Here is a 23586-nt window from a genome sequence, read left to right as displayed (position 1 = left end):
TTTATTCGCTCCTGATGACTGCGTGGTTGAGCCGAACGGAACCCACGTGGGGATTGCGGGACCGATGTCTCATGGACTGGCATCGCGATCAGGGGTTAGAGGGCGCCTGTCGCATGCCGGATACCAACAACTCATTCTGCCAGACGAGCAGGCGACTCTCCCAACCGGGCCACCACCGGCCGGTCCCAGCCCGGCGGCAGCTCGGCCGGGGTGGGCCAGGACGGATCCGGACGGAAATCGGTCCAGGTGCCGTCGAACGGGAACTCCCCCGCCTCGATGCTCGCGATCACCCGCCGGCCCTCGGCCCACACCGCCGCCTCGTCCGGCACCCAGTACAGCTCCGGGAAGGCCAGACGCTCGGCGAAGTCGTCCTCGTCCTTCCACCGCCACACCCGGTCGACGCCGGCCACGATGTCCAGGTCCTGGTCGATCACGTCGATCCCGGCGGCCACACCGTCGTCCCAGCGGATCGCGGCCTCCTCCAGGTTCACGTAGTACCCGGTGAAAACGCCCTCGTCGTCCCGGAAGAACCACACCGAGTGGTTTTCGCCGGGTGGGAAGAACCGCAGCACACCGGGGCCGCGCCACTGCGCGATCCGGCACTCCCGAGATGCCGCCATCCAGTCCGGGAAGGCCAGCTCCCGCGGGAACCGGCCGTCCAGAGTCGTCTCGACGGCGATGGTCGAGCCGCGGGCCACCCAGATGAGCAGCCCGCGGTCGTCGTCCGAGATCACCCGGCCCGGATGCACGAAGGCGATCCGGCCGTGATGGGTGTCGCGGTGCAGGATCAGCCGACCCGGTTCGAAGCGCACGCTCAGTACGAACGACCCAGGTACGCGATCAGGTCCGGCTCCTCGTCCGACTCCGGCATCGAACCGTCCTCGCGGGTGAGGCAGCGCACCGTGATCGCCTTGCCGTTCGCCTCCTTCTCACCCGCTTCGCCGACCGCCGACCACGGCACCCGGGCGAACCCGGTCTGCGACGCCTCGATCGCCTCGGCCAGCGTCTTCACCTCGACCGTGCGCTCCTCACGGAACGCCAGGGCGTCGTCGTAGAGGCGCTGCTGGTCGGCCTTGAGCGCGGCCACCACCGCGTTCGCCACCTCGGCCAGCGCGATCGGTGACTTGGTGCCGTCGATCCGGCGGGCCACCACGGCGTTGCCGTTCGCCAGGTCGCGCGGGCCGACCTCGATCCGGATCGGGATGCCCTGCAGCTCCGCGTCCACCGCGCGACGGCCGAACGGGATGTCCGCGCGGTCGTCGAGCTTCACCCGTACACCCGCGGCCTTGAGGTCTTTGCGGAGCTGCTCCGCCGCCTCGGTGACGCCCTCGCCCGCCTTGACCACCATGATCTGGACCTGGACCGGCGCGAGGCGCGGCGGAAGCCGCAGGCCGTTGTCGTCGCCGTGCACCATGATCAGGCCGCCGAGCATCCGGGTGGAGGTGCCCCACGACGTGGTCCAGGCGTGTTCGACGGTCCGCTCGGCCGACGAGTAGGTGATGTCGAACGCCTTCGCGAAGTTCTGTCCGAGCTCGTGCGAGGTGCCCATCTGCAGCGCCTTGCCGTCGCCCATCATGGCCTCGACGGTCATCGTGTTGGTGGCGCCGGCGAACCGCTCGCCCTTGGTCTTGCGGCCGGGGATGACCGGGATGGCCAGCATCTCGGTCATGAACGCCTCGTAGACGTTCTTGTGGATGTCACGCGCGTGCTCGCGGGCGTCGGCCTCGGTGGCGTGCGCGGTGTGGCCCTCCTGCCAGAGGAACTCGGTGGTGCGCAGGAAGGTACGCGGGCGCAGCTCCCACCGGACCACGTTGGCCCACTGGTTGAGCAGGAGAGGCAGATCACGGTACGAGTCGACCCACTTGGCCATGAACTCGCCGATCACGGTCTCGCTGGTGGGGCGCACGACCAGCGGCTCGGCCAGCTCCTTGCCACCGGCGTGGGTGACCACGGCCAGCTCCGGCGAGAAGCCCTCGACGTGGTCGGCCTCACGGCGCAGATAGTTCTCCGGGATGAAGAGCGGGAAGTACGCGTTCTGGACGCCCTGCTCCTTGATGCGGGCGTCCATGTCGCCCTGCATCCGCTCCCAGATCGCGTAACCGACCGGACGGATCACCATCGTGCCGCGCACCGGGCCGTTGTCGGCGAGCTGCGCCTTGGCGATGAGGTCCTGGTACCAGCGGGGGAAGTCCTCCGCACGGGGAGTGAGCACGCGAGCCATGAGGAAGCATCGTAGTCGCGTCTCCGGTGCAACCAGCCGGGTGGGCATCCCGTGTCCCTCATCGGAGAAAGACGGGGTGACGGATGGACTTCGATGACTTCTACCGGGACACCGCCCGGCGGCTGGCCCGGTACGCCTACGGGCTCACCGGCGACGCGGTGGAGGCGCAGGACCTGGTCCAGGAGGCGTATGCGCGCGCCTGGCAACGGTGGCGGCGCCTGTCCGGGTACGACGACCCGGAAGCCTGGCTGCGGCTGGTGGTGAACCGGCTGTCCGCGGACCGGTGGCGACGGCTCGGCATCAGACGGGCCCGGGCCGCCGCCGAACCGCCGCCGCCGACGGTCAGCCCGCCCTCCGAGGACCTGGTGTTGCTGGTACGGGCGATGCGCGACCTGCCGGAGAAGGTGCGGCGAGCGCTCGCCCTGCACTACCTGCTGGACCGGTCGATCGCCGACATCGCCGCCGAGACCGGTGCGACCCAGAACACCGTCAAGTCCTGGCTGTTCCGCGGCCGCACCCTGCTCGCGGCCGCGCTCGAGGACACCTCCGTGATGGCACAGGAAGGAGCCCGCCGTGCCCGCTGACCTGGACGAACTGTTCACGGCGCTGAGCCGGCAGGCCGACGCGATCCCGCTCGCCGGCGTCGAGCGGGCCCGGCAGCGCGGACGGCAGCGCCGTGCCCGGGGCCGGGCCGCCCTGGCCGCCGCCGCGGTCGTGCTGGTCGCGCTCGGGACCGGGCTGGCCGTCCATCGCCCGAACCCGCGACCCGAACCGTTGCTGCCGGCCACCGACCCGGCCCGGATCCGCGGCATGGCGCCGGTCGGTGAGCCGCTGCGGATCGCCGACGGCCGGATGTGGAACAACACCCGGATCGCCGGGGACCGGGTGATCGGTTTCTCGGCCGACGGCAACGGCGGGCACGAGACGACCGCCGTGGACGCCCGGACCGGGGCGGCCCTGTGGCGGATCAGCGCCCGGGAGAGTTACTACCGGGGTGTCGCCACCACGCCGAAGGTGGTGATCCTGCTCCGGGAGCTGGAGGTGCGCTCCGAGGCGATGGACGAACCGGTCGAGCGGATCCTCGAATTCCACGACCCGGCGACCGGCGCCAAGACGTGGGAACTGCGGCACACCGACCGCGACCGGTTCGTCCTGCATCAGGACGTACTGGTCCGGCTGATCGGGGCGACCACCGCGATCGAGGGGTACGACCTGGTCCGCGGACGGAAGCTGTGGACGGCGCCGGCCGGGTCCACGCCGGACGACGACTCCCTCCCCCCTGCCCGGATGATCAGCGGCATGGCGACCGGCGCGATCACCGAGGACCGGACCGGGTCCGTCCTCTTCAACCCGGAATACGCCGACGCGGTCCCGATGAGTGACGACCGGCTCGTCGACATGAGCCGGTCGGGGCTGGTCACGATCCGCGACATCCGGACCGGCCAGGTGCGGTCGACGATGCCGGGCCGCGCGGGCGCGGAAGATCTGTCCGCCTACGAGGGAACGATCTACACGGTGGTACGCGGCGACGGGGCGCTCAATGGCATCGCGGCGGCGGACCGCGTCATCTACCGGAACGAACAACCCTGGTACTTCGAAAGCCACATCCCCTGCGGGCGTGATCGTCTCTGTGTCATCGAGAACGACGGCAACGCCCCCGCGGAGCAGCCGGTGGCCCGGATGTCAATGATCAACGCGAAGACCGGGACCGTGCTCCGCACGACCGGGGCGGTGCCACGGTACGGCGACGACTCGTCCCGGCTCGGCCATGTCCTGACCAGCAGTGGAGGCGAGAAGGCGACCACGCTCTACGACGAGAACGGGCAGGCCCGCTACTCCGATTTCGGGGTCGGCGGGTTCGTCGACGATGGCAACGCGCTGACCATGACCCAGAACGCCGGGGACCGGAACTACCAGGTCCGCGGCGTCTCCAACGTCGACTTCCAGAAGGTCGAACTGGGCGAGATCCCGGAGATCTCCGGGCGCTGCGACTGGGACGAGAAGATCCTCACCTGCCCGGCCGGGCAGGAGCTGTGGATCTGGCGTTTCAACCGCTGACCGTCATTTGACGACGGCGCCCCGCAGCACGATCCGGCGGGGCGCCCGCACCACCCGCAGGTCGGCACGTGGGTCGGCCTCGTAGACCACCAGGTCGGCGAGGCCACCCTCGACCAGGCCGGGGAAACCCAGCCAGTCGCGGGCCCGCCAGGACGCGGCGGCCAGCACGTCGGCCGCCGGGATGCCCGCCTCGTGCAGGTAGAGCATCTCCTCGGCGGCCAGGCCGTGCCGGATGCCGCCGCCCGCGTCGGTGCCGATGTAGATCGGCACACCCGCCTCGTGGGCGGCGAGCACCACCGACGGGAACCGGTCGCGCAGCGCGACCATGTGGTCGGCATAGCCGTCGAACTTGCCGCGCGCCGAATCGGCGATCTTCCCGAACGTCCGGATGTTGATCATCGTGGGCACCAGGGCCGTCCCGCGGCGGGCCATCTCGTCGATCAGGTCGAGGGTGAGCCCGGTGCCGTGCTCCACCGAGTCGACCCCGGCCTTCACCATGATCTCCACGCCCTCCTCGGAGAACGTGTGCACCGCGGCCCGGGCTCCGGCGGAGTGGGCGGCCTCGACGGCGGCGGCCATGGTCGCGGCGTCCCAACTGGGCGCCAGGTCGCCGACGGCCCGGTCGATCCAGTCGCCGACCAGCTTCACCCAGCCGGTCCCGGCTTTCGCCTGCTCGGTGACCGCTGCGGCGACCTCGTCGGCGGCCACCTCGACGCCGATGTCCCGCAGATAACGGCGAGGGGCGGCGACGTGGCGCCCGGCGCGGGCCAGGCGGGGCACGCCCGGTTCGTCATCCAATTCGGGGTACGGAAAAGGCGAACCCGCGTCACGCAGGGCCAGGACACCCACGTCGCGGTCGATGACGGCCAGCTCACGCGCCTGGTCGACACTCTCGATCGGTTTCGCCCCGAAGGCGATGCCGAGGTGGCAGTGCGCGTCGACGAGCCCCGGAACGACGAACCCGCCGTCACTGATCGTCTCGGCTCCGGCCACCGGCTCGTAGGTGACCCTGTCCCCCACCAGCCACAGATCCCGAACCTCACCGTCCGGCAGAACCGTCCCACGCACATGAAACGCCATGCCGTAAGTCCTACCGGATCAAGCCTCATCCTGCGCAGCGAGGTACTCGTCGCGAAGCGCGGTCAAAGCCGGCAGATCGATGGTGATCGGATATGGCACCTCAGTGCTGAAGACCTTGCTGGTGCAGGTGACACGCTCGTAGGAACCGCCTCCGAAGCGCTGGAGGACGGTCATCGTCACATCACCGTCAATGGTCGGATCGACGATCCAGTAGTGCTCAACGCCGGCCGCAGCGTAGACCGCAGTCTTCGCGTTCATGTCCCGGAGTTGGGAGGTCGGCGAGACAACCTCGATGACCAGCATCGCGCCATCGACCGGCACGGGCGTTCTCGCTGCGTATCGCAAATTAGTGACGACCACGTCGGGACGCGGCTCGTTTCGACGATTGATCTTGAGCGACAAGTCGGGCGCGGGCACATAGCCGCGCGGACAGTTGGGTCGCAGCATGAGGACCAACTCAACGCCGAGGACCTGATGGACAAGGGTGGGGGTCGGCAAGATCAGCCTTCCGTCGATCAACTCATAGTTGAGATCCGGCGGAAGGCCGGCCAGGTCGTCGACGGTCCAGTCCTGCTTGTCAGGCAACTGAAGGGCAGCGGTCATGAGCTCCTCCTCGCTAGGATCGCCGCCCATGCTACTAGTCCCCTGACAGTTAGCGCAATACAACTTGAACAGCGACTAGCCCAAGATCAACGATTGTCGTCCTTCGGCGGCTTGCTCAGCTTGTTGAAGTCGAGCTTCGGCAGCTTGAACCCGGGCGGCACGCCCTGGCCCCCACCGAGCGCACCCGGGTCGAGCCCCGGCGGCAGCTGCGGCATGCCACCCGGGAACCCGGCCGGCATCCCACCCGGACGCCCGCCGACCCGCGGCCGACCGCCACCCTTGCCCGGCTTGCGCTTGTTCTTCGAGCTCTTGGTCGCGCTGCGACGGCCGCCCGGCAGGCCCATCATGCCGGTCATCTGCTTCATCATCTTCTGCGCGTCGGTGAAGCGGTTGAGCAGCTGATTGACGTCCATGACGGTGACGCCGGAGCCGTTGGCGATACGCAACCGGCGGGAGCCGTTGATGATCTTCGGGTTGGTGCGCTCACCCGGGGTCATCGAGCGGATGATCGCGGTGACCCGGTCGAAGTGGCTGTCGTCGAGCTCGTCGAGCTGGCCCTTGAGCTGACCCATGCCCGGCATCATGCCGATGATGTTGGCGATCGGGCCCATCCGGCGGACCGCGATCAGCTGGTCCAGGAAGTCCTCCAGCGTGAACTGCTCACCACCGAGCAGCTTGCTGGCCATCTTCTCCTTCTGATCCTCGTCGAAGGCCTGCTCGGCCTGCTCGATGAGGGTCAGGAGGTCGCCCATGTCGAGGATCCGGCCGGCCATCCGGTCCGGGTGGAAGACGTCGAAGTCCTCCAGTTTCTCGCCGGTGGACGCGAAGAGGATGGGCTGGCCGGTGACGTGCCGGACGGAGAGCGCGGCACCACCGCGGGCGTCGCCGTCGAGCTTGGAGAGCACCACACCGGTGATGCCGACGCCGTCACGGAAGGCCTCGGCGGTGCGCACCGCGTCCTGACCGACCATCGCGTCGATGACGAAGATGACCTCGTCCGGGTCGACCGCGGCCCGGATGTCGGCGGCCTGCTGCATCATCTCGGCGTCGATGCCGAGACGACCGGCGGTGTCGACGATGACGATGTCCTTCGCCGTCCGCTTCGCGTGCTCGATCGAGTCGCGGGCGACCTGGACCGGGTCGCCGACGCCGTTACCCGGCTGGGGGGCGTAGACGTCCACCCCGGCCCGCTGGGCGAGCACCTGGAGCTGGTTGACCGCATTGGGGCGCTGGAGGTCACAGGCGACCAGCAGGGGCTGATGGCCCTGGTTCTTCAGCCAGCGGCTGAGCTTGCCGGCGAGCGTGGTCTTACCCGAACCCTGCAGACCGGCCAGCATGATCACGGTCGGCGGCTGCTTGGCGAACTGCAGCCGCCGCCCCTCGCCGCCGAGGATCTGGATGAGCTCCTCGTTGACGATCTTGATGATCTGCTGGGCCGGGTTGAGCGCCTGGGAGACCTCGGCGCCCCGGGCCCGCTCACGCAGGCTGGCGATGAACGCCTTGACCACGGGCAGCGCGACATCCGCCTCCAGCAGCGCGAGACGGATCTCGCGTGCGGTGGCGTCGATGTCGGCATCAGTGAGCTTGCCCTTGCCGCGGAGCTTGCCGAAGATCCCGGAGAGGCGGTCACTCAAAGTGTCAAACACGGTGCGACTTCCCGTTGGTCTGAATGGTCACGTCGAACGCAAGCCTAGCCGTATCGCCGGTCCCTCACCGGTTCCGCATGCGGTAGGTCCGCGCGGCCGCCTCGATGCGCCGCTGAGTGCGGGTGCCGGGGGCCAGTGAGCGCTTGGCCGCCGCATAGAGGACGGCACCGCCGCCGATCACCAGAGCGCCGAGGAACAGATACCAGAGCAGCGGCCCGAGTAGCCAGCTGGCCACCCAGCCCACCGCGACGAGCCCCACCACGAACGCGATCGCCTTACCCATCGCCGGCCTCCCGCCGTCGTCTGACATCACCTCTTCCACCATGCCTTTCCAACGCAACGGCCCGCATCGGCCGAGACCCCCATGCGTTCCCCCTAGGGGTGAGGTCGGCACGTTCCGGCACGACTGTCGCACCAAAGCCGTATAACACGCTTAAAGGGAATATAGACCGCAACTTCGCTCTGATCCTGGACGTTGAACCCTCGCGAACCACTCGCACACCTCGGCGGATGAGCGGCGAAAGGACGACGGCGTGGCCCTGCGACAGGTCCTGCGGCTGGCCCCCTGGCCGGTCCGCCGGCGGATCTTCGAGACGGTCGAGGCGCGAGTCCTGCCCCGGGTCGCACCGGAACGACGGCTGCGAGTGGCACGGACCTTCATGCCGCTGGCGCCCGGTCGGGTCCGCGGCGCCGGTGGAGCGACGTTGCGCGTACGGACGAATGCCGGTGTCCTGACCGCCCGCGCCGACCCGGCCGCCGCACCCGCCGAGGTCCGCCGAAGCAACCTGGACCGGGTCGGCAAGGCGCTCGACGAAGCCGGTGTCGACTGGTTCCGGGTACCGATCCGGGCGGCCGGCCGGACCGCCGTGGCGGTCCGGGCCGCCGATCGTCCGGAGGCCCTCGCCGCGCTCCGGCGGCACGTCGCCGACGATCGGGGATCACTGCGGGTGACCCGGCCCGGCCGCCGCCGGAAGGCCCCCCAGGTGGTGTCGGTGTGCTGGCCGGTCACCGACCCGGGCGGCAGTCTGGTGCTCGGGCACGACCTGGCCTGCGAGGTCGAGTTCTGGAACGAACGGGATGGTCGGCTGGTCTCGCCGCGGCGCAACCCGGTGGCCGACTCGATCCCGGCCGGCGAGCCGGTCACGGTGGCCGCGGAACCGGTGTTCGGGTCGTTCAGCGCACCCGGCGACACGACCGGCTACCGCACCCGCCGGATCTTCACCTCGGTCGACCCGGACCGCGTCGACTTCCCGATCGACGTGGTCTACACCTGGGTGGACGGCGGTGACCCGGACTGGCAGCGGCGAAAGGCCCGGGCGTTGGCCGAGAACCCGTGGGTGGGCGAGGTCAGCACCCAGGCCGCCAACGACTCGCGGTTCGCCAGCCGGGACGAGCTGCGCTACTCGCTGCGCGCCCTGCACTGCTTCGCGCCCTGGGTGCGCCGGGTCTTCCTGGTCACCGACGACCAGGCGCCGGCCTGGCTGGACCGGACCCACCCGCGGCTCACCGTGGTGTCGCACCGGGAGATCTTCGGCGACACCGGACGGCTGCCGACCTTCAACTCGCAGGCCATCGAGTCGCGGCTGCACCGGATCCCGGGACTGGCCGAGCACTTCCTCTACCTGAACGACGACGTGATCCTGGGCCGGCCGGTCACCCCGGAGATGTTCTTCACGCCGGGCGGGCTGACCAAGTTCTTCGCCTCGGCGGCCCGGGTCGACACCGCGCCCCGTGGCCCCGCCGACCGGCCCGCCGACTCGGCCGCCAAGAACAACCGGCGGCTCATCCAGGAGACGTTCGGCCGGATGCTCACCCGCAAGATGATGCACACCCCGCACCCGTCGCGGCGCAGCGTCATCGCCGAGATCGAGGCCCGGTTCGGCGAGCAGGTGAGTGCCACCGCCGGACACCAGTTCCGACATCCCGACGACATCTCGCTGCTCTCGTCGCTGCAGCAGTACTACGCGTACCTCACCGGGAAGGCCGCGCCGGGCCGGATCCGCTACCTGTACACCGACCTGTCCGAGCCGGTGACGCCGTTCCGGCTGGCACGGCTGTTGCGCAACCGGGACGTCGACGCGTTCTGCCTCAACGACGTGGACGTGCACAGCGCCGCCGTCGCCGATCAGGAAGCCCTGGTCGCCGAGTTCCTGCCGGCCTATCTGCCGTTCACGTCGCCGTTCGAACTACAGCACCGGAACGTCCGCACCATCGCGGCGCCCCGGCAGCCGAGCCCCGGCCGGGACGACCGGCCGGTCCCTCCGGGTGTGGCGCTGCCGCCCGTCGCCTGACCGTTTGTGAGAAGGAGACTCCCTTGAGCTACGACGTCGTCATCCTCGGCCTCGGTTATGTCGGGCTGCCACTCGCGCAGCAGGCGATCCGGGCCGGCATGTCGGTCCTCGGCTTCGACATCGACCAGACCGTGGTGCGGGCGCTCGCCGAAGGCCGCTCGCACGTGGACGACCTGAGCGACACCGATGTGGAGAAGATGCTGGCCGGCGGCTTTCTGCCGACCTCCGACGAGACCCTGATCGGGCAGGCCCGGACCGCGGTCATCTGCGTGCCCACACCACTCGCCGAGGGGGACGGGCCGGACCTGCGGGCGGTCCTCGGCGCCACCTCCGCGATCGGCCGCAACCTGCGGCCCGGCATGCTGGTCGTGCTGGAGTCGACCACCTATCCGGGCACCACCGACGAGGAGGTCCGGCCCCGACTCGAACAGCTCTCCGGGCTCACCGCCGGCATCGACTTCCACCTGGCGTTCTCACCCGAGCGGATCGACCCGGGCAACGAGGTGTACGGCGCGCACAACACCCCGAAGGTGGTCGGCGGCTACACCCCGGCCTGCACCGACCGCGCCGAGGCGTTCTACGGCCGGTTCGTCGAGACCGTGGTGCGGACCCGCTCGACCCGGGAGGCGGAGACCGCGAAGCTGCTCGAGAACACCTACCGCCACGTCAACATCGCGCTGGTCAACGAGATGGCCCGGTTCTGCCACGAGCTCGACATCGACCTGTGGGACGTGATCCACGCGGCGTCCACGAAGCCGTTCGGGTTCCAGGCGTTCTACCCCGGTCCGGGCGTCGGCGGCCACTGCATCCCGATCGACCCCAACTATTTGTCGCACAACGTCCGCAGCAAGCTCGGCTATCCGTTCCGCTTCGTCGAGCTGGCCCAGGAGATCAACACGACGATGCCCGCCTACGTGGCCCGCCGCGCCCAGAACCTGCTCAACGCCGACGGCCACGCGGTCCGCGGCGCGACGGTCCTGCTGCTCGGCATCACCTACAAGGCCAACATCGCCGACCAGCGCGAATCCCCGGCCGCCCCGCTGGCCCGCCAGTTGGCCGCCCTCGGCGCCACCGTCGCCTACCACGACCCGCACGTCACCACCTGGGAACTCGACGGCGTCCCGGTCTCCCGCACCGACGACCTGGAGGGTGCGGCCGCCTCCGCCGACCTGGTGATCCTGGTTCAGAACCACCGCCAATACGACCCGGACCAGCTGGCCCGGATCGCGAAGCGCTTCTTCGACACCCGGGGCGTCACCACGGCCCGCGAGGCCCACCGCCTCTGAACCACCGCCGCGGCCGGGCGTCCCTCACCGCCCAGCCACCCCTCCCACCCACGCCGCCCGGTATCGCGTCGACCACCGCATTCAGCCCGGCGGTCGCGCTGGAGGCCGGGAGCGGGCAGTCACCTCGCGGGGACAGCCACGGTCGCTCTTCGTAGCCGTACCGAATTCAGATGAAGGTCCACCGTGAGTTGAGGATGTAGTTCAGCCCCGGGATCAGCAGGATCGCGACCGCCTGGACCAGCGGATACGGGGCGCCGAACAGCGACGTCCCGGCCCACAGGATCGCGGTGTTCAGGCCGAAGGCCGCAGCCGTGACGGTGAGGAATCGCGGCCCGGTGACCGTGTGTGCGGCGCCGGACCGGAACACCCACGCTCGCTGCAGCAGGTAGGAGACCGCGACACTGGCCGCGAAGCCGATCGTCGAGGCCGGCACCGGCGGCATCCCGACCAGCACCGAGGCGCCGAGCCCGACGGTGAAATGGGTGAGTGCACTCAGGACGCCACTCACCCCGTAACGGACGATCCGTACCGCGGTGTCAGCGTTCGGCACGCTGTTCGACCACCCAGCGTTCCGGAACCGTCGATTCGGCCCGCTCCTGGAGCAGGTACCGGGGCCGGCCACGGACCTCCTCGTGGATGCGGGCCAGGTATTCGCCGATGACGCCGAGGCCGATCAGGACGAACGTCCCGGTCACCAGCAGTAACAGGATGACCGTGGTGAAGCCGGCCACCGAGCCGCCGCTCATCCAACGGACCAGCGTCTGAATGCCGAGGACGACGGCGAACACGGCGAACCCGAAGCCGGCCAGCGTCACCATGTGCAACGGCGCCGAGGTGAACGACGTCAGGCCGTTGACCGCCAGGCGGCACAGGCCGCGCACGGTCCACCGGGACGCGCCGCCCTCCCGGTGGTCGATGTCGATCTCGACGGTGGCCCGGGTGAAGCCGATCCAGCTGCTGGTTCCGCGGAAGAACGACGAGTGTTCCGGCATCCGCCGCAGCGCGTCGACGGCCGGGCGGCCGAGCAGCCGGAAGTCGGTGGCGTCGACCAGGTCGACGCCGGTGAACCTGGTGAACGTGCGGTTGAACAGCCGGGAGCCGAGCCGGTTGCCGAGCCGCTGGCCGGTCCGGTTGCGCTTGACAGCCTCGACCACCTGGGCGCCGTCCTGCCAGCGCCGGACCATCGCCGGGATGGCCGACGGCGGATGCTGCAGGTCCGAGTCGATGATCACGACGGCGTCGCCGGCGGCATGGTCCAGCCCGGCCAGCAGGGCGGCCTCCTTGCCGAAGTTGCGGGACAGCCGCAGGCCGCGGACCCGCGGGTCGACCAGCGCCTGCCGGGAGATCCGGGACCACGAGTCGTCGGCCGAGCCGTCGTCGACGAGGACCAGCTCGTAATCGAGGGAGGCGGCTCCGAGGACCTCGCCGAGCCGTTCGACGAACCTGTCGACGCCCGGCCCCTCGTTGTAGATCGGCGCGATCACCGAGATCACCTGATCACCGCCCGGTCGCAGAACGGCACGCCGGCCAGGGTGCGGGCGGCCAGATCCAGCGAGTCGGTGTAACGCTGCTGGAGGAACGGTTTGTGCCGGTTGGTGAGAAGTGCCTCGTCGAGTAGAGCGCACCGGCGGACGTTGCCGGCCTTCGACCGTTCGAAGCCACCCATCGCGGCGGCGATCCGGTTGTCCAGCTGGGCGGTCTTCAGGGTGGCGGTGGCGCCGGCGTAGGCCCGGTTGGCGGTGGCCGAAACCGTGCCGCACAGCACCAGCGCGACCAGAGCGCCGACGGTCGCGCGCCGTCCGGCGAGCAGCGACAGCGACACGACGAGCAACATCCCGCCGGGCACGGTCAGCGCCGAGTCACGCCAGCCCTGCTCCCACAGTTGCGTGCCACTCATCGCGGCGCGGACGGCCACGCTGAGCGTGGCCAGCAGGGCGCCGCAGGCGATGATCACGACGGCGACGGCGGCGAGGCCGGTCAGCGCCCGGCGATCCGGGCGTGCGGTTTCCCGCAAGACCACGTGGGTACGGACGGCGAGCCCCGCCAGCAGCACGACCGCCACCACCGGAACCACACCACGCCACCAGTCCCCGGTGCCGGCGTCGGTCGCGGCCCGCCACTGCAACGGCGGCAGCCAGGCGGTCATCCGGACCGGCAGCAGCAGGATCGAGCGGGCGTCGACGATCAGGTCCGACCCCTGGTAGCAGCCGCCGTCGGAGCAGAACCCGCGGATGATCCACCGGACGGTGGCGAAGACCGGCAGGAACCCGGCCCAGAGCAGACCGGCGAACCGCATCCCGGGCGAGACGAGCAGTTGCCGCGGACCCATCCCGAGCACGAACCGACCGCGGAGCAGGACCGCGGCGGTGGCCAGCGGGACGGCGAAGTAGGCGGGCTCGTTGAAGATCGCCAGGGCGGCTCCGGCGGTGACCGCGAGCACTCCGTTCCACCACCGGAGCCGGTCCAGTCGGCAGGCCACGGCGGCGACCAGCAGGACCACGGCGGCGGTGCTGAAGTACAGGCCACCGAAGAGGATGACGGTGCTGTCCTGGCCGGCCGCGACGAAACCGGCGCCCACCGCGTACGGCAGCAGCAGCGCGACCGTCGACGGGGTGCCGCCGAGCAGCCGGCCGCGGTGCAGCACGCTCTCGGCGAGGACCACGACGGCCAGGGTGAGCAGCATCGCGGCGAGGATCGAGACGGCCCGCAGCATCACCGTGGCGGGCAGCCCGAGCTGCTGCATGCCGGTGAAGGCGGCCAGGTCGAGGCTCTTCTCCAGCATCCGCCCGAGTGGCCGGAAGTTACCGAGCCGCAGGTAGGCGTCGCCGCTGGCGATGGTGTGCGAGACGATCGCTGCCGGGTCGTCGCGGAACAGGCCGCCGTGCCAGTAGACGTTGAACCGGTGGTCGCGGGACGGCGCGACGGCGAGCAGCGGTGTCAGCACGATCGCCGGGACGAGCACGCAGCGCCGGGCGACGTGGCCCCACAGCCGCGGGTTCGGCGGCCGGTCCGGGATCTCGGGTGACCGAGCCGCCGGGATCGTCACGGTTTGAGCGGTCATGACTGCTGCAACGACGTGCGCCCCGGCGGGGTTGTGTCCAACATCTCCGGCAGTGTCGGCGGCCGGTCCGGGTCGACGAACACCACACCCGCCGCGTCGTGCTCGGTGAACAGCCGGGACAGCCGTTCGGAGAGCACCACGTCCCACGGATGGTCCGGGCGGTGCCGCTCCCAGGTGGCCCGGTCCGGCAGGTACTCCAGGATCAGCGCGGACCGGCGCAGCAGGGAGAACTCCGGGTTGTCGGTCAGGATCACGGCCCGATGGTCCGGCTCGACCAGCACCCGGCGGCGGACCGTCTGGGTGAACTCGCGGAGCCGGTCCAGGTCCAGGCCGATCGCCACGTACAGCCGGGCCTGGAGCGGGCGTTTGACCGTCTTGCGGCGCGGGGCCACCGGGACACGGCGCATCCGGCGCATCAGCCGCAGCGGATCCCGGGCCAGCGTCACCAGGCCACGGCCCAGCCGGTACGACCCACTGCCGCGCAGCCGCCGGGCCGCCTCCCGTTCCTCGTCGCGTTCCCCGGTCAGCCCGTCGCAGCGGGTCCGCCAGGCGTCCCGCTCCTGCTCGATCGTGCGCAGCCGGACGACCAGGGACTGCATGTCGCCTTCGTCGGGCATCACGTCCTCCTCACGTAACATGCGCCCTCCTCAGGTAAGAGCGGTCAGCCAGTCGGCCGCGTCGGTGGCGCCGTTGCCGGGGGCCACCTCGGCGCAGCGGCGGCGCAGCGCGTCGCGGACGTCGGCCCGTACCGCCCGGGACAGCACCCGGTCCAGGTCGTCACCGTCCGGGTCCTCGACGATCAGTGCGGCACCGGCGGCCGCGGCGAACCGGGCCCGGCTGGTCTGGTCGTCCAGGGCGGTCTCCCGGTTCGGCACGAACACCGCCGGGATCCCGAAGGCGATCAGCTCATGGAACGAGTTGTAACCCGACGCGCTCACCACCAGGTCGAATCCGCGCAGGTATCGACTGATCGGGTAGACCCGGACCACGTGCGCACCGGCCACCGGCGGCATCGGCTCGGTGGCGATCGCCGACTCGGCCAGCACCACCTGGAATCCGGCGCCGCGTAGGTGACGGGCGATCCGGGCGGCCGGTGACGAGATGTCGTTGATGTTCCCGGCACCGAGTTGCAGCAGGGCGGCCGGGCGGCCCGGCACGAGATCCAGGGCGGCGCGGGCCTCCTCGGCGGTGACCAGCTCGGCGGCATCCAGGTAGGTGATCGGCCGAACCGGGAACACCCCGTCCCGGTCGTCGACGGTCGGGCCCTCGTCGGCCGCCGCGGCGAACTCACCCGGCTCCAGAACATGCTGGAACGCCGACCGGCGCTCGATCCACTCGGCCCCCGTGTCGCGCCGCCACATCGGCCGGCGCACCCACACCCAGGTGACCCCGGGCCGCGACCGGGTGGCCGCCACGATGCCGTCGTGCGGAACGCTGTCCACCGCCACCACGGCCGGGCGGTGCAGGTCGATCAGATGCTCCAGGCGGCTGCGCAGCAGCTCGGTCCACGAGTTCCGGGGCAGGCCGAGCACGCTGCGGGACGGGATGTACTCGGTGAGGAAACCCTCCCGGTGGGCGACCATCGCGCCGTGCGACTGGGTGGCCAGCACGGTGGGGGTGCCCTCGGGCAGTCGTCGGCCGATCGCCATCAGCCGGGACAGGTGCCCCAGGCCGACGCCGTTGTCACTGACCAGCAACACACCCTTCGGCGGTACGGGTCGCGGCGCACGCAGGGCCGGCGGTGGCGGGGCGTCCGGGCGGATCCCACGGGCGGCCAACCGGGCCAGGTGGGACGGGTAGCCGTACCTGGTCTCGATGAACTCCCGTCCGTGCAGGGACACCGCGCGGTACCTGTCCCGGTCCGCGTGCAGCTCGCGGACCAGCGGTAACACGCCGGCCGGGGTGGTGTAGAGCGCCGCATCGGCGAAGATCGGCCGGAAGTGCTCGCCGACGATCACCGGCACACCGGCCGCCATCGCCTCCATGATCGTCCGGCCGAACGCCTCGATCAGGTCCGGGTCGTGGAAGTAGACGAAGAAGTCCAGCCCGTGCAGGAATTCGGCCGGCTCGACCGTGCCGAATTCGATGACCTCCCAGTTCGCCGGCGTCCGACCGAGCCGCTCGACGGCCAGTTCACCGCCGCCGAGCACCCGCACCCGCACGTCCGGGACATCCGGGTACGCCTGGAGCAGCTCCTCCCGGGTCCGCGGCCACTTCACCGGGTCGGGCCGGCCGTGCCGTCCGATCACCGGCGGCCCGCTCCGGGCCGGGCGCTCCCGCCACCACTCCGCGCCGTCGATGATCTCGTGCCAGTCGATCGCGGTCAGGGTTGCACCCGGTTCGGCGCGGAGCACCTCGGCGCGTACCTGCGGGCTGATCGGCGCCCACTCGATCCCGGCCCCGAACAGATTCTCCACCCGCTGTCGGATCACCGCGAAGTCGTAGTAGCGGCCCGGGTCCCCGGCGTCGCCCGGCGCCTGATTCAGGACCATCACCGCCCGTCCGGCCCGGACCGCGGGCCGAGCCGCCGGCTCCTCGGTGAAGATCCGCGGCTGCCGGACCACCAGCAGCTTCGCGGCGACCTCCTCGCCCTCCGCGGCCAGGTACGCCGAACCGTCCCGGATCAGGGCGGTGATCAGTGGATGGAACGGGCGGTCCCGCTTCAGATGCGGCGAGCGCACATGCACCAGCACCGTGGTCAGGCCGGCCCGGGCCTGGGCCCGAACCTCCGCGGCGATGCTGGCCGACGTGCCACCCGGATAGCGGAAGTCCGAGAGGATCGCCACGTCGTGAACGGTCGCCGTCATGGTCAGGACAACGAACCGTACACACCCCGCGTCACGCACCCCGGCCCCGACGCGTTGATCCTCCCGACAGTCGAGGGGGGCCATGCGCAGGCAGCACACCACACCGGACGCGTACGGGACGGACCTGCTGGAACGCTATTGGCGGAACCTCACCGCGGTCGCGCCCACCGGTCCCGCCACGGCCGCCCTGCACACCCGGTCGGCCGGGGCCCGGACCCTGCTGGCCTGGGCGGCGGCCCGCCGACCGGCCGACGAACTGATCGCCGCCGCCCGCGAGGGCCGGCTGTTCCAGGACGCCGACGCGTGGGCGCTCGGTGAGCTCGCGCGCGTCGTCACCCTGCAGAACCTGCAGCCCGGCGACCGCGCTGACGGGCTGGCCCTGTTCGACTCGCTGCTGCGCACCTTCGGCCCGGCCGGGGTCGCGCCCGTGCACCAGGGGCTGCACGCGCAGATCGCGTTCGCCACCGGCGACCCGGTCCGGGTGGCGAAACTGCTCGCCGACTACCCGTCGGTGCCGGAACCGATCCGGGCCGCCCTGGCCGTGGACATGGCCACCAAGGACGAGTGGCCGGCCCGGTTCGCCGAACTGTTCCCCGCCCCCGGCCTCACCCTGGTGCCCGCCGACGTGACCGGGTTCGACCGGATCCGGTCCACCCCGGCGCCCCGGCACGGCTCGCCGCACCGGATCACCACGATCGTCACCACCTACCAGCCCGGCCCGGGACTCGTCACCGCGGTCCGCTCACTCGTCGCGCAGAGCTGGACCAACCACGAGATCCTGGTCGTCGACGACGGCTCCGGCCCCGGCTACGAATCCGCCCTGGACCAGGCGGCCGCCCTCGACCCACGGGTACGGGTCGTCCGGATCCCGACCAACGGTGGCACCTACCGGGCCCGCAACGCCGGACTCGACATCGCCGGCGGCGACTTCGTCACGTTCCAGGACTCCGACGACTGGTCGCATCCGCTGCGGCTGGAACGGCAGGCCGCCCCGCTGATCGCCGACCCCGCGATCGTCGCCACCACGTCGGTGGCCATCCGGGTCACCGAGGACCTGGTGGTCACCCGGCCCGGCTTCAGCGAGTTCCGCTCGTACAACCTGTCATCGCTGATGATCCGTCGGGAGACCGCCCTCGACCGGCTCGGCTACCTGGACCCGGTCCGCAAGGGCGCCGACGCCGAATACGTGGAACGGGCCCGGGCGGTCTTCGGACGGCCCGCGGTCCGGCATCTCGGCGGCGAGCCGCTCGCCCTGATCCGGCTCACCGCCGGATCACTGTCCGGCTCGGACATCGGGCCCGGCTGGATGCATCCGGCGCGACACGCGTACCTCTCGGCGTTTCAGTCCTGGCACACCCGGGTCACCGCAGGCGACGATCCGGCGGTACGGCCACGCACGCCCCGAGATCGGCCGTTCGCCGCACCCCGCGGCCTGGCCGGAGACGCCGGACTGCGCCGGGCCTCGTACGACGTGATCCTCGCCGGTGACTGGAACGTCCACGGCGACACCGCCTGGCCGGTCGCCGAACGCCTCCGCGCGCTCACCGGAACCGGCCGGGCCGTGGCCGTCCTGCACCTGAACACGCTCGGCAACGTCGCCGGCAACCCCGCCCGCCTCGATCCCACCCTCCAGCACATGATCAACACGGGGGTGATCGATCAGGTGGTCCTCACCGACGACGTACACGCCCGGCTGGTCCTGGTACACGACCCGGAACTGGTGGGCTTCGCACCCGCCGTCACCTCGGGCATCCGCGCCGCCCGGGTCGTCATCGCCGCCGACCCGACCTGGACGCGGGCCGCCGCACACTGCGCCGCCGAGTCCCGCCGCCTGTTCGGTGTCGAACCGCACTGGGCGCCCGCCGACGCCGTGGCCCGCGCCGACCTCGCCGGCGGCCCGTTCGGCGCCCGGCTCACCACCGCCGACCTGCCCGGCACCGTCAACCCGCGGCGCTGGCGGCTGCATCGCGCCGGACCACGCGCCGACCGTCCGGTGATCGGCCGCATCTGCGCCGGCGGCCCGGCCGAGTGGCAGCGGCTGCGGGCCACCACGTCGCCGGCCCTGGACGTCCGCGTCCTCGACCGCAACGAACCCGCGGCGGCAGTTCCGCACGGCTGGCTCGTCTACCGGCCGTCCGACCTGGACACCCGCGGTTTCCTGCACCAACTCGACTTCTACCTGCACCTGCCGGTCGACGACCGGCTCCCGGCCACCTGCCCCGAAATCCTGATCGCGATGGCGGCCGGCTGCATCCCGATCCTCCCGCACCGACACGAGACGGCGTTCGGCCCGGCCGCCGTCTACGCCGAACCGGACGAGGTCGCCACCGTCGTCACCGCCCTGCACCGCGACCCGGAGGCGCTACGCGCGCAGAGCGAACGCGGCCTGACCTTCATCCACGAGAACCACCCACACACCCGCTACGCGGAAGCCGTCGACGACTTCCTCACCCCACCGCCACCGACCGGCGAGGCCATCACCGGCGAGATCATCGCCGCCTCCGGCCAGGTGCTGCCCCCACTCCCCGCGGCCGACTACTGACCCACCCACCGCCCCGCCGCCGCACCACGGTTCCTCCCGCGGTGCGGCGGCCCTCGGTGCGGCGGCCCTCGGTCTCCGGCGGCGGCCCTCATGGCCGGCAACCCGATGGTGACGGGGAGACAACCGGTCGGCATTCGAGTGGGCCGGAGGCGGGCCGAAGAGAACGGTGAGCCCGGCGGTGCAGCCGGGCGCCGTACTCCGGAAGGGTCTCTCTTGCGCTCGATGTTCCGCCGCCTCGCCCTGGCCGCCATCGCCCCCGCCGCCGCCGTGCTGTTCTTCGCGTCGCCGGCCCAGGCAGCGACGCCGGTGACGACGATGCAGGCCGACATCGCCAAGCTGACGAACGTACAGCGCAAGTCGCACGGCTGCGGCGCCGTCACGGTCGACGCCAAGATCACCAAGGCGGCCCGCGCCCACAGTGCCTGGATGGCGAAGACCGGCGCGTTCAGCCACTCGGGGTCGGGCGGCTCGACCTTCTCGACGCGGCTCAAGGCGGCCGGCTACAAGAAGCCGGGCGGCGAGAACATCGCGTGGGGCTACCGGTCGGCGAACGAGGTCGTCCAGGGCTGGATGAAGAGCCCGGGACACCGCGCCAACATCCTGAACTGCAAGTTCAAGACGGTCGGGGTGGGTGCCGCCTATTCGGCGAACGGCACCACCTACTTCACGCAGGATTTCGGCTTCTGAGCCCAGGCGTAGCGAAAGACGCACCGCGGGCGTAGCGAAAGACGCAGCGCGGGCGCGACGAAGGCGCAGCGAAACGTACGACTCCGGTCTCCTCTGACGAAACCTCGCGGAGACCGGCGAGCACGGGCCGGAACCCCCTCCCGGCCCCGCGCGGTGCCCCCGCACCGCGCAATGCGCGCCCCCGCCGTCACCCCACGGCGGGGGCGCGCTCTATTCGTCCCACTCGGTGGCGTCATCGGAGCGGCCGACGCGGCGCGGCAGGGATCCGGCGGCGCGCGGGAGACCGGGCGGCGCTACCGGAGGTGCGGCTCCAGTACCGGGGCCAGGAGCCGGGCGTAGGCCTCGGTCAAGTGGTTGCTGTCCCGGTACACGAGGGTGTCGCCGACGATCAGCGGGCATCTGGTCGTGCACAGCCAGGGGACCGGGTCGATCACCGGGACGTCGGCGGCCACCGAGATGGCGCGCTGCTGGGAGCGCCATCGGGGTTCGGGCAGCACGTCGGCCCGGGGCACCGCGCAGCGGGAGACGGCGGTCGGGTTGGTGCTGAGGCAGTCAGCCGGGGCGACCGTGAGGAAGGGCGTGTCGGCGATCGTCCGAACCTGGCCGGCGAAACGCTTCAGCGTGGTCAGGGTGCGGACCCAGCCGGTCTGCCAGACGGCGTCCGGATCGGCGGGCCGGCCGTTGAGCACCTGCCGGTAGTTGACGCTGGACGACACCACCAGCAGCGCCGGGCGGAGCCGGCTGATCCGGCCGACGACCTGGGTACGCCACGCGTCGCATTCCAGGTAGCGGGCCTGTGCCCGGCGTTCGTCGAGGGCGATCTGGGCGGGGCTGCACGAGCTGCGGGTGAAGCTGTAGAGCCGCCACCCGTTCTTGCGGGCGATCGCCTCCATCGTCGGGAACCACTGGAGGGCGTGCGAGTCGCCGAAGAGGACCACGGTCCGCCGGCCGGTGGTGTACGAGCAGTCGGTCTTCGGCCGGAACGGTCCGGTCAGACCGACGTGACAGCCGTCGAGTTGGGGTGCGAGCCGTTGCCGGGCCGCGCCGTCGAAGGTGGGCCGCAGGTTGCGGGGCAGGTCGGTGGCGGTGACCCCGGCGGTGAGCATCCGGGTGAGGGCGCCGGCCGGGTCCGGCGCGGCGGCGATGGCCTTCCCGGCGTCGGGCGCGACACCCCGGGCCGGGATCTCCGGCGGGTGGAGGATGCCGAAGCCGGCCAGGGTGGCGGCCGTGACGGAGAGGCCGAGGCCGAGGAGCAGTCCCCGCCCGGGCCGTACGGTCCACACGCGATGATGCCGCACCGGATTCTCCAGCAGGTGATGGCTGACGACGGCGAGCCCCAGCGCGGCGACGGCGACCGCGATCCGGGCGGTCGGACCGGCCGGGGCGACGAGCAGGAGCGGCCAGTGCCACAGGTACCAGCCGTACGACATGCGGCCCAGCCAGCGCATCGGCCCGGTGCACAGGAGCCGGTTGCCACCTGCCGCGATGACCGCGACGGCACCGAGGACGGGCAGCAGGGCCGCGGTACCGGGGAACCGGGTCGTCTCGTCGAAGAGGACGGCGGCGGCGCCGATCGCGGCCAGTCCGGCCCAGCCGAGCCGGGGCCGGCGCCTGGTCACGACCAGGGCGAGCAGTGCTCCGGCGCCGAGTTCCCAGGCCCGGCCGGCGGTGCCGAAATACGAGGTGTCGTGCAGGCTCCAGGCGAACGAACCGACCGTGACCGCCGCCATCAGCACCGGCCCGAACCGTCCCCGGGCCACCAGCAGCGGCCACAGCAGGTAGAACTGCTCCTCGACGGCGAGTGACCAGAAGTGCTGGAACGGCGACGGCGACGGGTCACCGAAGTAGTCGGTCCCGCCGGTGTCCAGGCGCACATTCATCGTGTAAGTGGCCGCGGCCAGGGCATCGCCGGCCCAGGTGGCGAAGCGCACCGGTGGCGCCAGGTACCAGGCCCCGGCCAGGGTCACCACGATCACCAGGGTGGCGAGCGGCAGCAGCCGGACCGCCCGCCGCGCGTAGAACCGGGCCAGCCGGACCCGTCCGGTCTTCGCGTACTCGCGGCGGAGCAGTCCGGTGATCAGGAATCCGGAGATCACGAAGAAGACGTCGACCCCGATGAACCCGCCGGCCAGCCCCGGCACACCGGCGTGGGCCAGGACGACGAGCAGCACCGCGACGGCCCGCAGCCCCTCGATGTCGGCCCGGTGCACCGGAGGCGCCGTGCCCCGGCGAACCCTGGGCGAAGCGACCGCCGGCCGGGTGACAGTCATCAGGCGCGGGCGGCAGCCATCGCCGGCGGCCTGGTGAACGCCAGCACCGCGTGCCGGCCGAGCAGTTCGCCCTCCCGGGTCAGGCCGGTGAACCGTTCGGTCCAGGCGGCCATGGCGGCCTGCTCGTCGGCCCGGCCGGCGTCGTCGAACACGATGGTGGCGCGGTCGGCGAGCCGCTTCTCGATCATGTGCATGGCCGGGTAGCGGGCGTCCGCCCCGGTGGCCGCGGGCGGGCCGTCGATCAGTACGAAGTCGATGTCGTGCAGGTCGGCGAGCGCTTCCGGGTCGTACCACGGGTAGTCGCGCCCGTCGATCGCGGCCGGGGTGAGCGGCGCGTCCCGTACCACCGCGATGTCGGAAAGGCCGTGGGCCGCGAGCGCGGCGCGGGTCCGGGCCGCGTAACCACCGTCATGGTCGAGGGAGACCAGCCGGCCGCCGGCCTTCTCCAGGGCGTAGGCGATCCACACCGACGAGGTGCCGCTGCCGAGTTCCAAGACCAGACGGGGCCGGCGGGTACGGATCAGGTGCAGCAGTTCCAGCAGGTCGGTCGGGTTGAGCGCGAAGTCGCCGGAGGACGGCATCGGGGCCCGCGGTGTGAAGCCCTGGAACAGCTGCACGGTGGCCTCGAACTCGCGGGGCAGGCCGAGCACCTGGGCGGAGCCGGCCTTGCGGTCGGTGAGTTGTTTGACCCGGGCGATGGCCTCGGCCAGTTCGAGGTGCCGATCACCGGCGGTGAGGCGTTCCCGTTCGACCGCGGCGACCAGGCGGCGCTGCATCTCCTCGACGGTGGTCCGCAGGTCGCGCTGGGCGGCCAGGCCGGCCTTCTGCACTCGGGCGAGCCGCCGGAACAGCAGCATCAGCCCGGTCAGGATGATGCCGCCGAGCAGGGCCAGCAGGGCGGTCGCGATCCCGGTCCGGCCGGTGAGCGCGGTGGCCGCGGCACCGGCGCAGACGACGCCGGCGGCCACCATCACCACGACCTGAGGGCCGGTGAGACGCGGCAGCCGTCGACGGATGCGGCTCAATTTGCTCAT

General features: G+C 71.4%; 19 protein-coding genes. 6 read left to right on the top strand and 13 right to left on the bottom strand.

Annotated features, from left to right (window positions below; all coding sequences use genetic code 11):
- Positions 1 to 131: 131 nt before the first annotated feature.
- Both Q0Z83_RS49525 and proS read right to left on the bottom strand, forming a co-directional pair.
- A complete protein-coding gene (locus tag Q0Z83_RS49525) occupies positions 132 to 812 on the bottom strand; it encodes a DUF402 domain-containing protein (RefSeq protein WP_317790529.1) in 681 nt (226 codons plus the stop codon).
- Between the two features lie 2 nt (positions 813 to 814).
- Positions 815 to 2221, bottom strand: coding sequence for a proline--tRNA ligase (gene proS, locus Q0Z83_RS49520; protein WP_317790528.1), 1407 nt, complete (start codon positions 2219 to 2221; stop codon positions 815 to 817).
- An 83-nt stretch (positions 2222 to 2304) separates the two neighbouring features.
- On the opposite strand from proS, the gene Q0Z83_RS49515 reads away from it, so the two are divergent.
- Both Q0Z83_RS49515 and Q0Z83_RS49510 read left to right on the top strand, forming a co-directional pair.
- Entirely contained in the window at positions 2305 to 2805 is a 501-nt protein-coding gene (locus Q0Z83_RS49515) for a sigma-70 family RNA polymerase sigma factor (RefSeq protein ID WP_317790527.1), read from the top strand.
- The gene (locus Q0Z83_RS49510; protein ID WP_317790526.1) at positions 2795 to 4279 is read left to right on the top strand and encodes a hypothetical protein; all 1485 of its coding nucleotides are present in this window, start codon (positions 2795 to 2797) and stop codon (positions 4277 to 4279) included. Before Q0Z83_RS49515 ends, Q0Z83_RS49510 begins: the two co-directional genes overlap by 11 nt.
- Before the next feature lie 3 nt (positions 4280 to 4282).
- On the opposite strand, the gene Q0Z83_RS49505 is transcribed toward Q0Z83_RS49510, so the two are convergent.
- The 4 genes from Q0Z83_RS49505 to Q0Z83_RS49490 all read right to left on the bottom strand — a co-directional run bounded on the left by Q0Z83_RS49505 (position 4283) and on the right by Q0Z83_RS49490 (position 7891).
- Entirely contained in the window at positions 4283 to 5359 is a 1077-nt protein-coding gene (locus tag Q0Z83_RS49505) for an amidohydrolase family protein (protein WP_317790525.1), read from the bottom strand.
- A gap of 18 nt (positions 5360 to 5377) precedes the next feature.
- Positions 5378 to 5962 (bottom strand): Uma2 family endonuclease, encoded by a 585-nt coding sequence (locus Q0Z83_RS49500; protein WP_317790524.1) that lies wholly within the window; start codon positions 5960 to 5962, stop codon positions 5378 to 5380.
- Positions 5963 to 6048: 86 nt separating this feature from the next.
- Positions 6049 to 7608, bottom strand: coding sequence for a signal recognition particle protein (gene ffh, locus Q0Z83_RS49495; RefSeq protein ID WP_317790523.1), 1560 nt, complete (start codon positions 7606 to 7608; stop codon positions 6049 to 6051).
- Positions 7609 to 7672: 64 nt separating this feature from the next.
- Entirely contained in the window at positions 7673 to 7891 is a 219-nt protein-coding gene (locus Q0Z83_RS49490) for a hypothetical protein (RefSeq protein WP_093619993.1), read from the bottom strand.
- Positions 7892 to 8141: 250 nt separating this feature from the next.
- Here Q0Z83_RS49490 and Q0Z83_RS49485 point away from each other — a divergent pair, with 250 nt between their 5' ends.
- Positions 8142 to 9899, top strand: coding sequence for a stealth family protein (locus tag Q0Z83_RS49485; protein WP_317790522.1), 1758 nt, complete (start codon positions 8142 to 8144; stop codon positions 9897 to 9899).
- A gap of 23 nt (positions 9900 to 9922) precedes the next feature.
- Positions 9923 to 11185: a nucleotide sugar dehydrogenase gene (locus tag Q0Z83_RS49480; RefSeq protein WP_317790521.1), complete on the top strand. Its 1263-nt coding sequence runs from the start codon at positions 9923 to 9925 to the stop codon at positions 11183 to 11185.
- A 166-nt stretch (positions 11186 to 11351) separates the two neighbouring features.
- Here the strand turns inward: Q0Z83_RS49480 and Q0Z83_RS49475 are convergent, their stop codons facing one another.
- Genes Q0Z83_RS49475 through Q0Z83_RS49455 form a run of 5 tightly spaced genes read right to left on the bottom strand, consistent with a single transcriptional unit; the run spans position 11352 to position 17053 of the window.
- Complete coding sequence (locus tag Q0Z83_RS49475; RefSeq protein ID WP_317790520.1) at positions 11352 to 11735, bottom strand: GtrA family protein; 384 nt, start codon at positions 11733 to 11735, stop codon at positions 11352 to 11354.
- A complete protein-coding gene (locus tag Q0Z83_RS49470) occupies positions 11722 to 12678 on the bottom strand; it encodes a glycosyltransferase family 2 protein (protein ID WP_317790519.1) in 957 nt (318 codons plus the stop codon). The genes Q0Z83_RS49475 and Q0Z83_RS49470 overlap by 14 nt, the downstream gene beginning before the upstream one ends.
- The gene (locus tag Q0Z83_RS49465) at positions 12675 to 14246 is read right to left on the bottom strand and encodes a hypothetical protein (protein ID WP_317790518.1); all 1572 of its coding nucleotides are present in this window, start codon (positions 14244 to 14246) and stop codon (positions 12675 to 12677) included. The genes Q0Z83_RS49470 and Q0Z83_RS49465 overlap by 4 nt, the downstream gene beginning before the upstream one ends.
- Complete coding sequence (locus Q0Z83_RS49460; protein WP_317790517.1) at positions 14243 to 14884, bottom strand: hypothetical protein; 642 nt, start codon at positions 14882 to 14884, stop codon at positions 14243 to 14245. Before Q0Z83_RS49460 ends, Q0Z83_RS49465 begins: the two co-directional genes overlap by 4 nt.
- 9 nt (positions 14885 to 14893) lie before the next feature.
- On the bottom strand, positions 14894 to 17053 hold the full coding sequence (locus tag Q0Z83_RS49455) for a glycosyltransferase (protein ID WP_317790516.1): 2160 nt from the start codon (positions 17051 to 17053) through the stop codon (positions 14894 to 14896).
- 82 nt (positions 17054 to 17135) lie between these two features.
- Here Q0Z83_RS49455 and Q0Z83_RS49450 point away from each other — a divergent pair, with 82 nt between their 5' ends.
- Together Q0Z83_RS49450 and Q0Z83_RS49445 are read left to right on the top strand one after the other, a co-directional pair.
- On the top strand, positions 17136 to 19595 hold the full coding sequence (locus Q0Z83_RS49450) for a glycosyltransferase family A protein (protein WP_317790515.1): 2460 nt from the start codon (positions 17136 to 17138) through the stop codon (positions 19593 to 19595).
- Positions 19596 to 19685: 90 nt separating this feature from the next.
- A complete protein-coding gene (locus tag Q0Z83_RS49445) occupies positions 19686 to 20282 on the top strand; it encodes a CAP domain-containing protein (protein WP_317790514.1) in 597 nt (198 codons plus the stop codon).
- Between the two features lie 293 nt (positions 20283 to 20575).
- On the opposite strand, the gene Q0Z83_RS49440 is transcribed toward Q0Z83_RS49445, so the two are convergent.
- Together Q0Z83_RS49440 and Q0Z83_RS49435 are read right to left on the bottom strand one after the other, a co-directional pair.
- Positions 20576 to 22492, bottom strand: a complete 1917-nt coding sequence (locus Q0Z83_RS49440) for an acyltransferase family protein (RefSeq protein ID WP_317790513.1) — start codon at positions 22490 to 22492, stop codon at positions 20576 to 20578.
- A gap of 59 nt (positions 22493 to 22551) precedes the next feature.
- Entirely contained in the window at positions 22552 to 23586 is a 1035-nt protein-coding gene (locus tag Q0Z83_RS49435) for a class I SAM-dependent methyltransferase (protein WP_317790512.1), read from the bottom strand.

Source organism: Actinoplanes sichuanensis (genome assembly GCF_033097365.1).
Taxonomy (GTDB): domain Bacteria; phylum Actinomycetota; class Actinomycetes; order Mycobacteriales; family Micromonosporaceae; genus Actinoplanes; species Actinoplanes sichuanensis.
The sequence above is the reverse complement of the archived record's forward strand: the minus strand, read 5'-3'. Positions and strand labels throughout refer to the sequence as shown.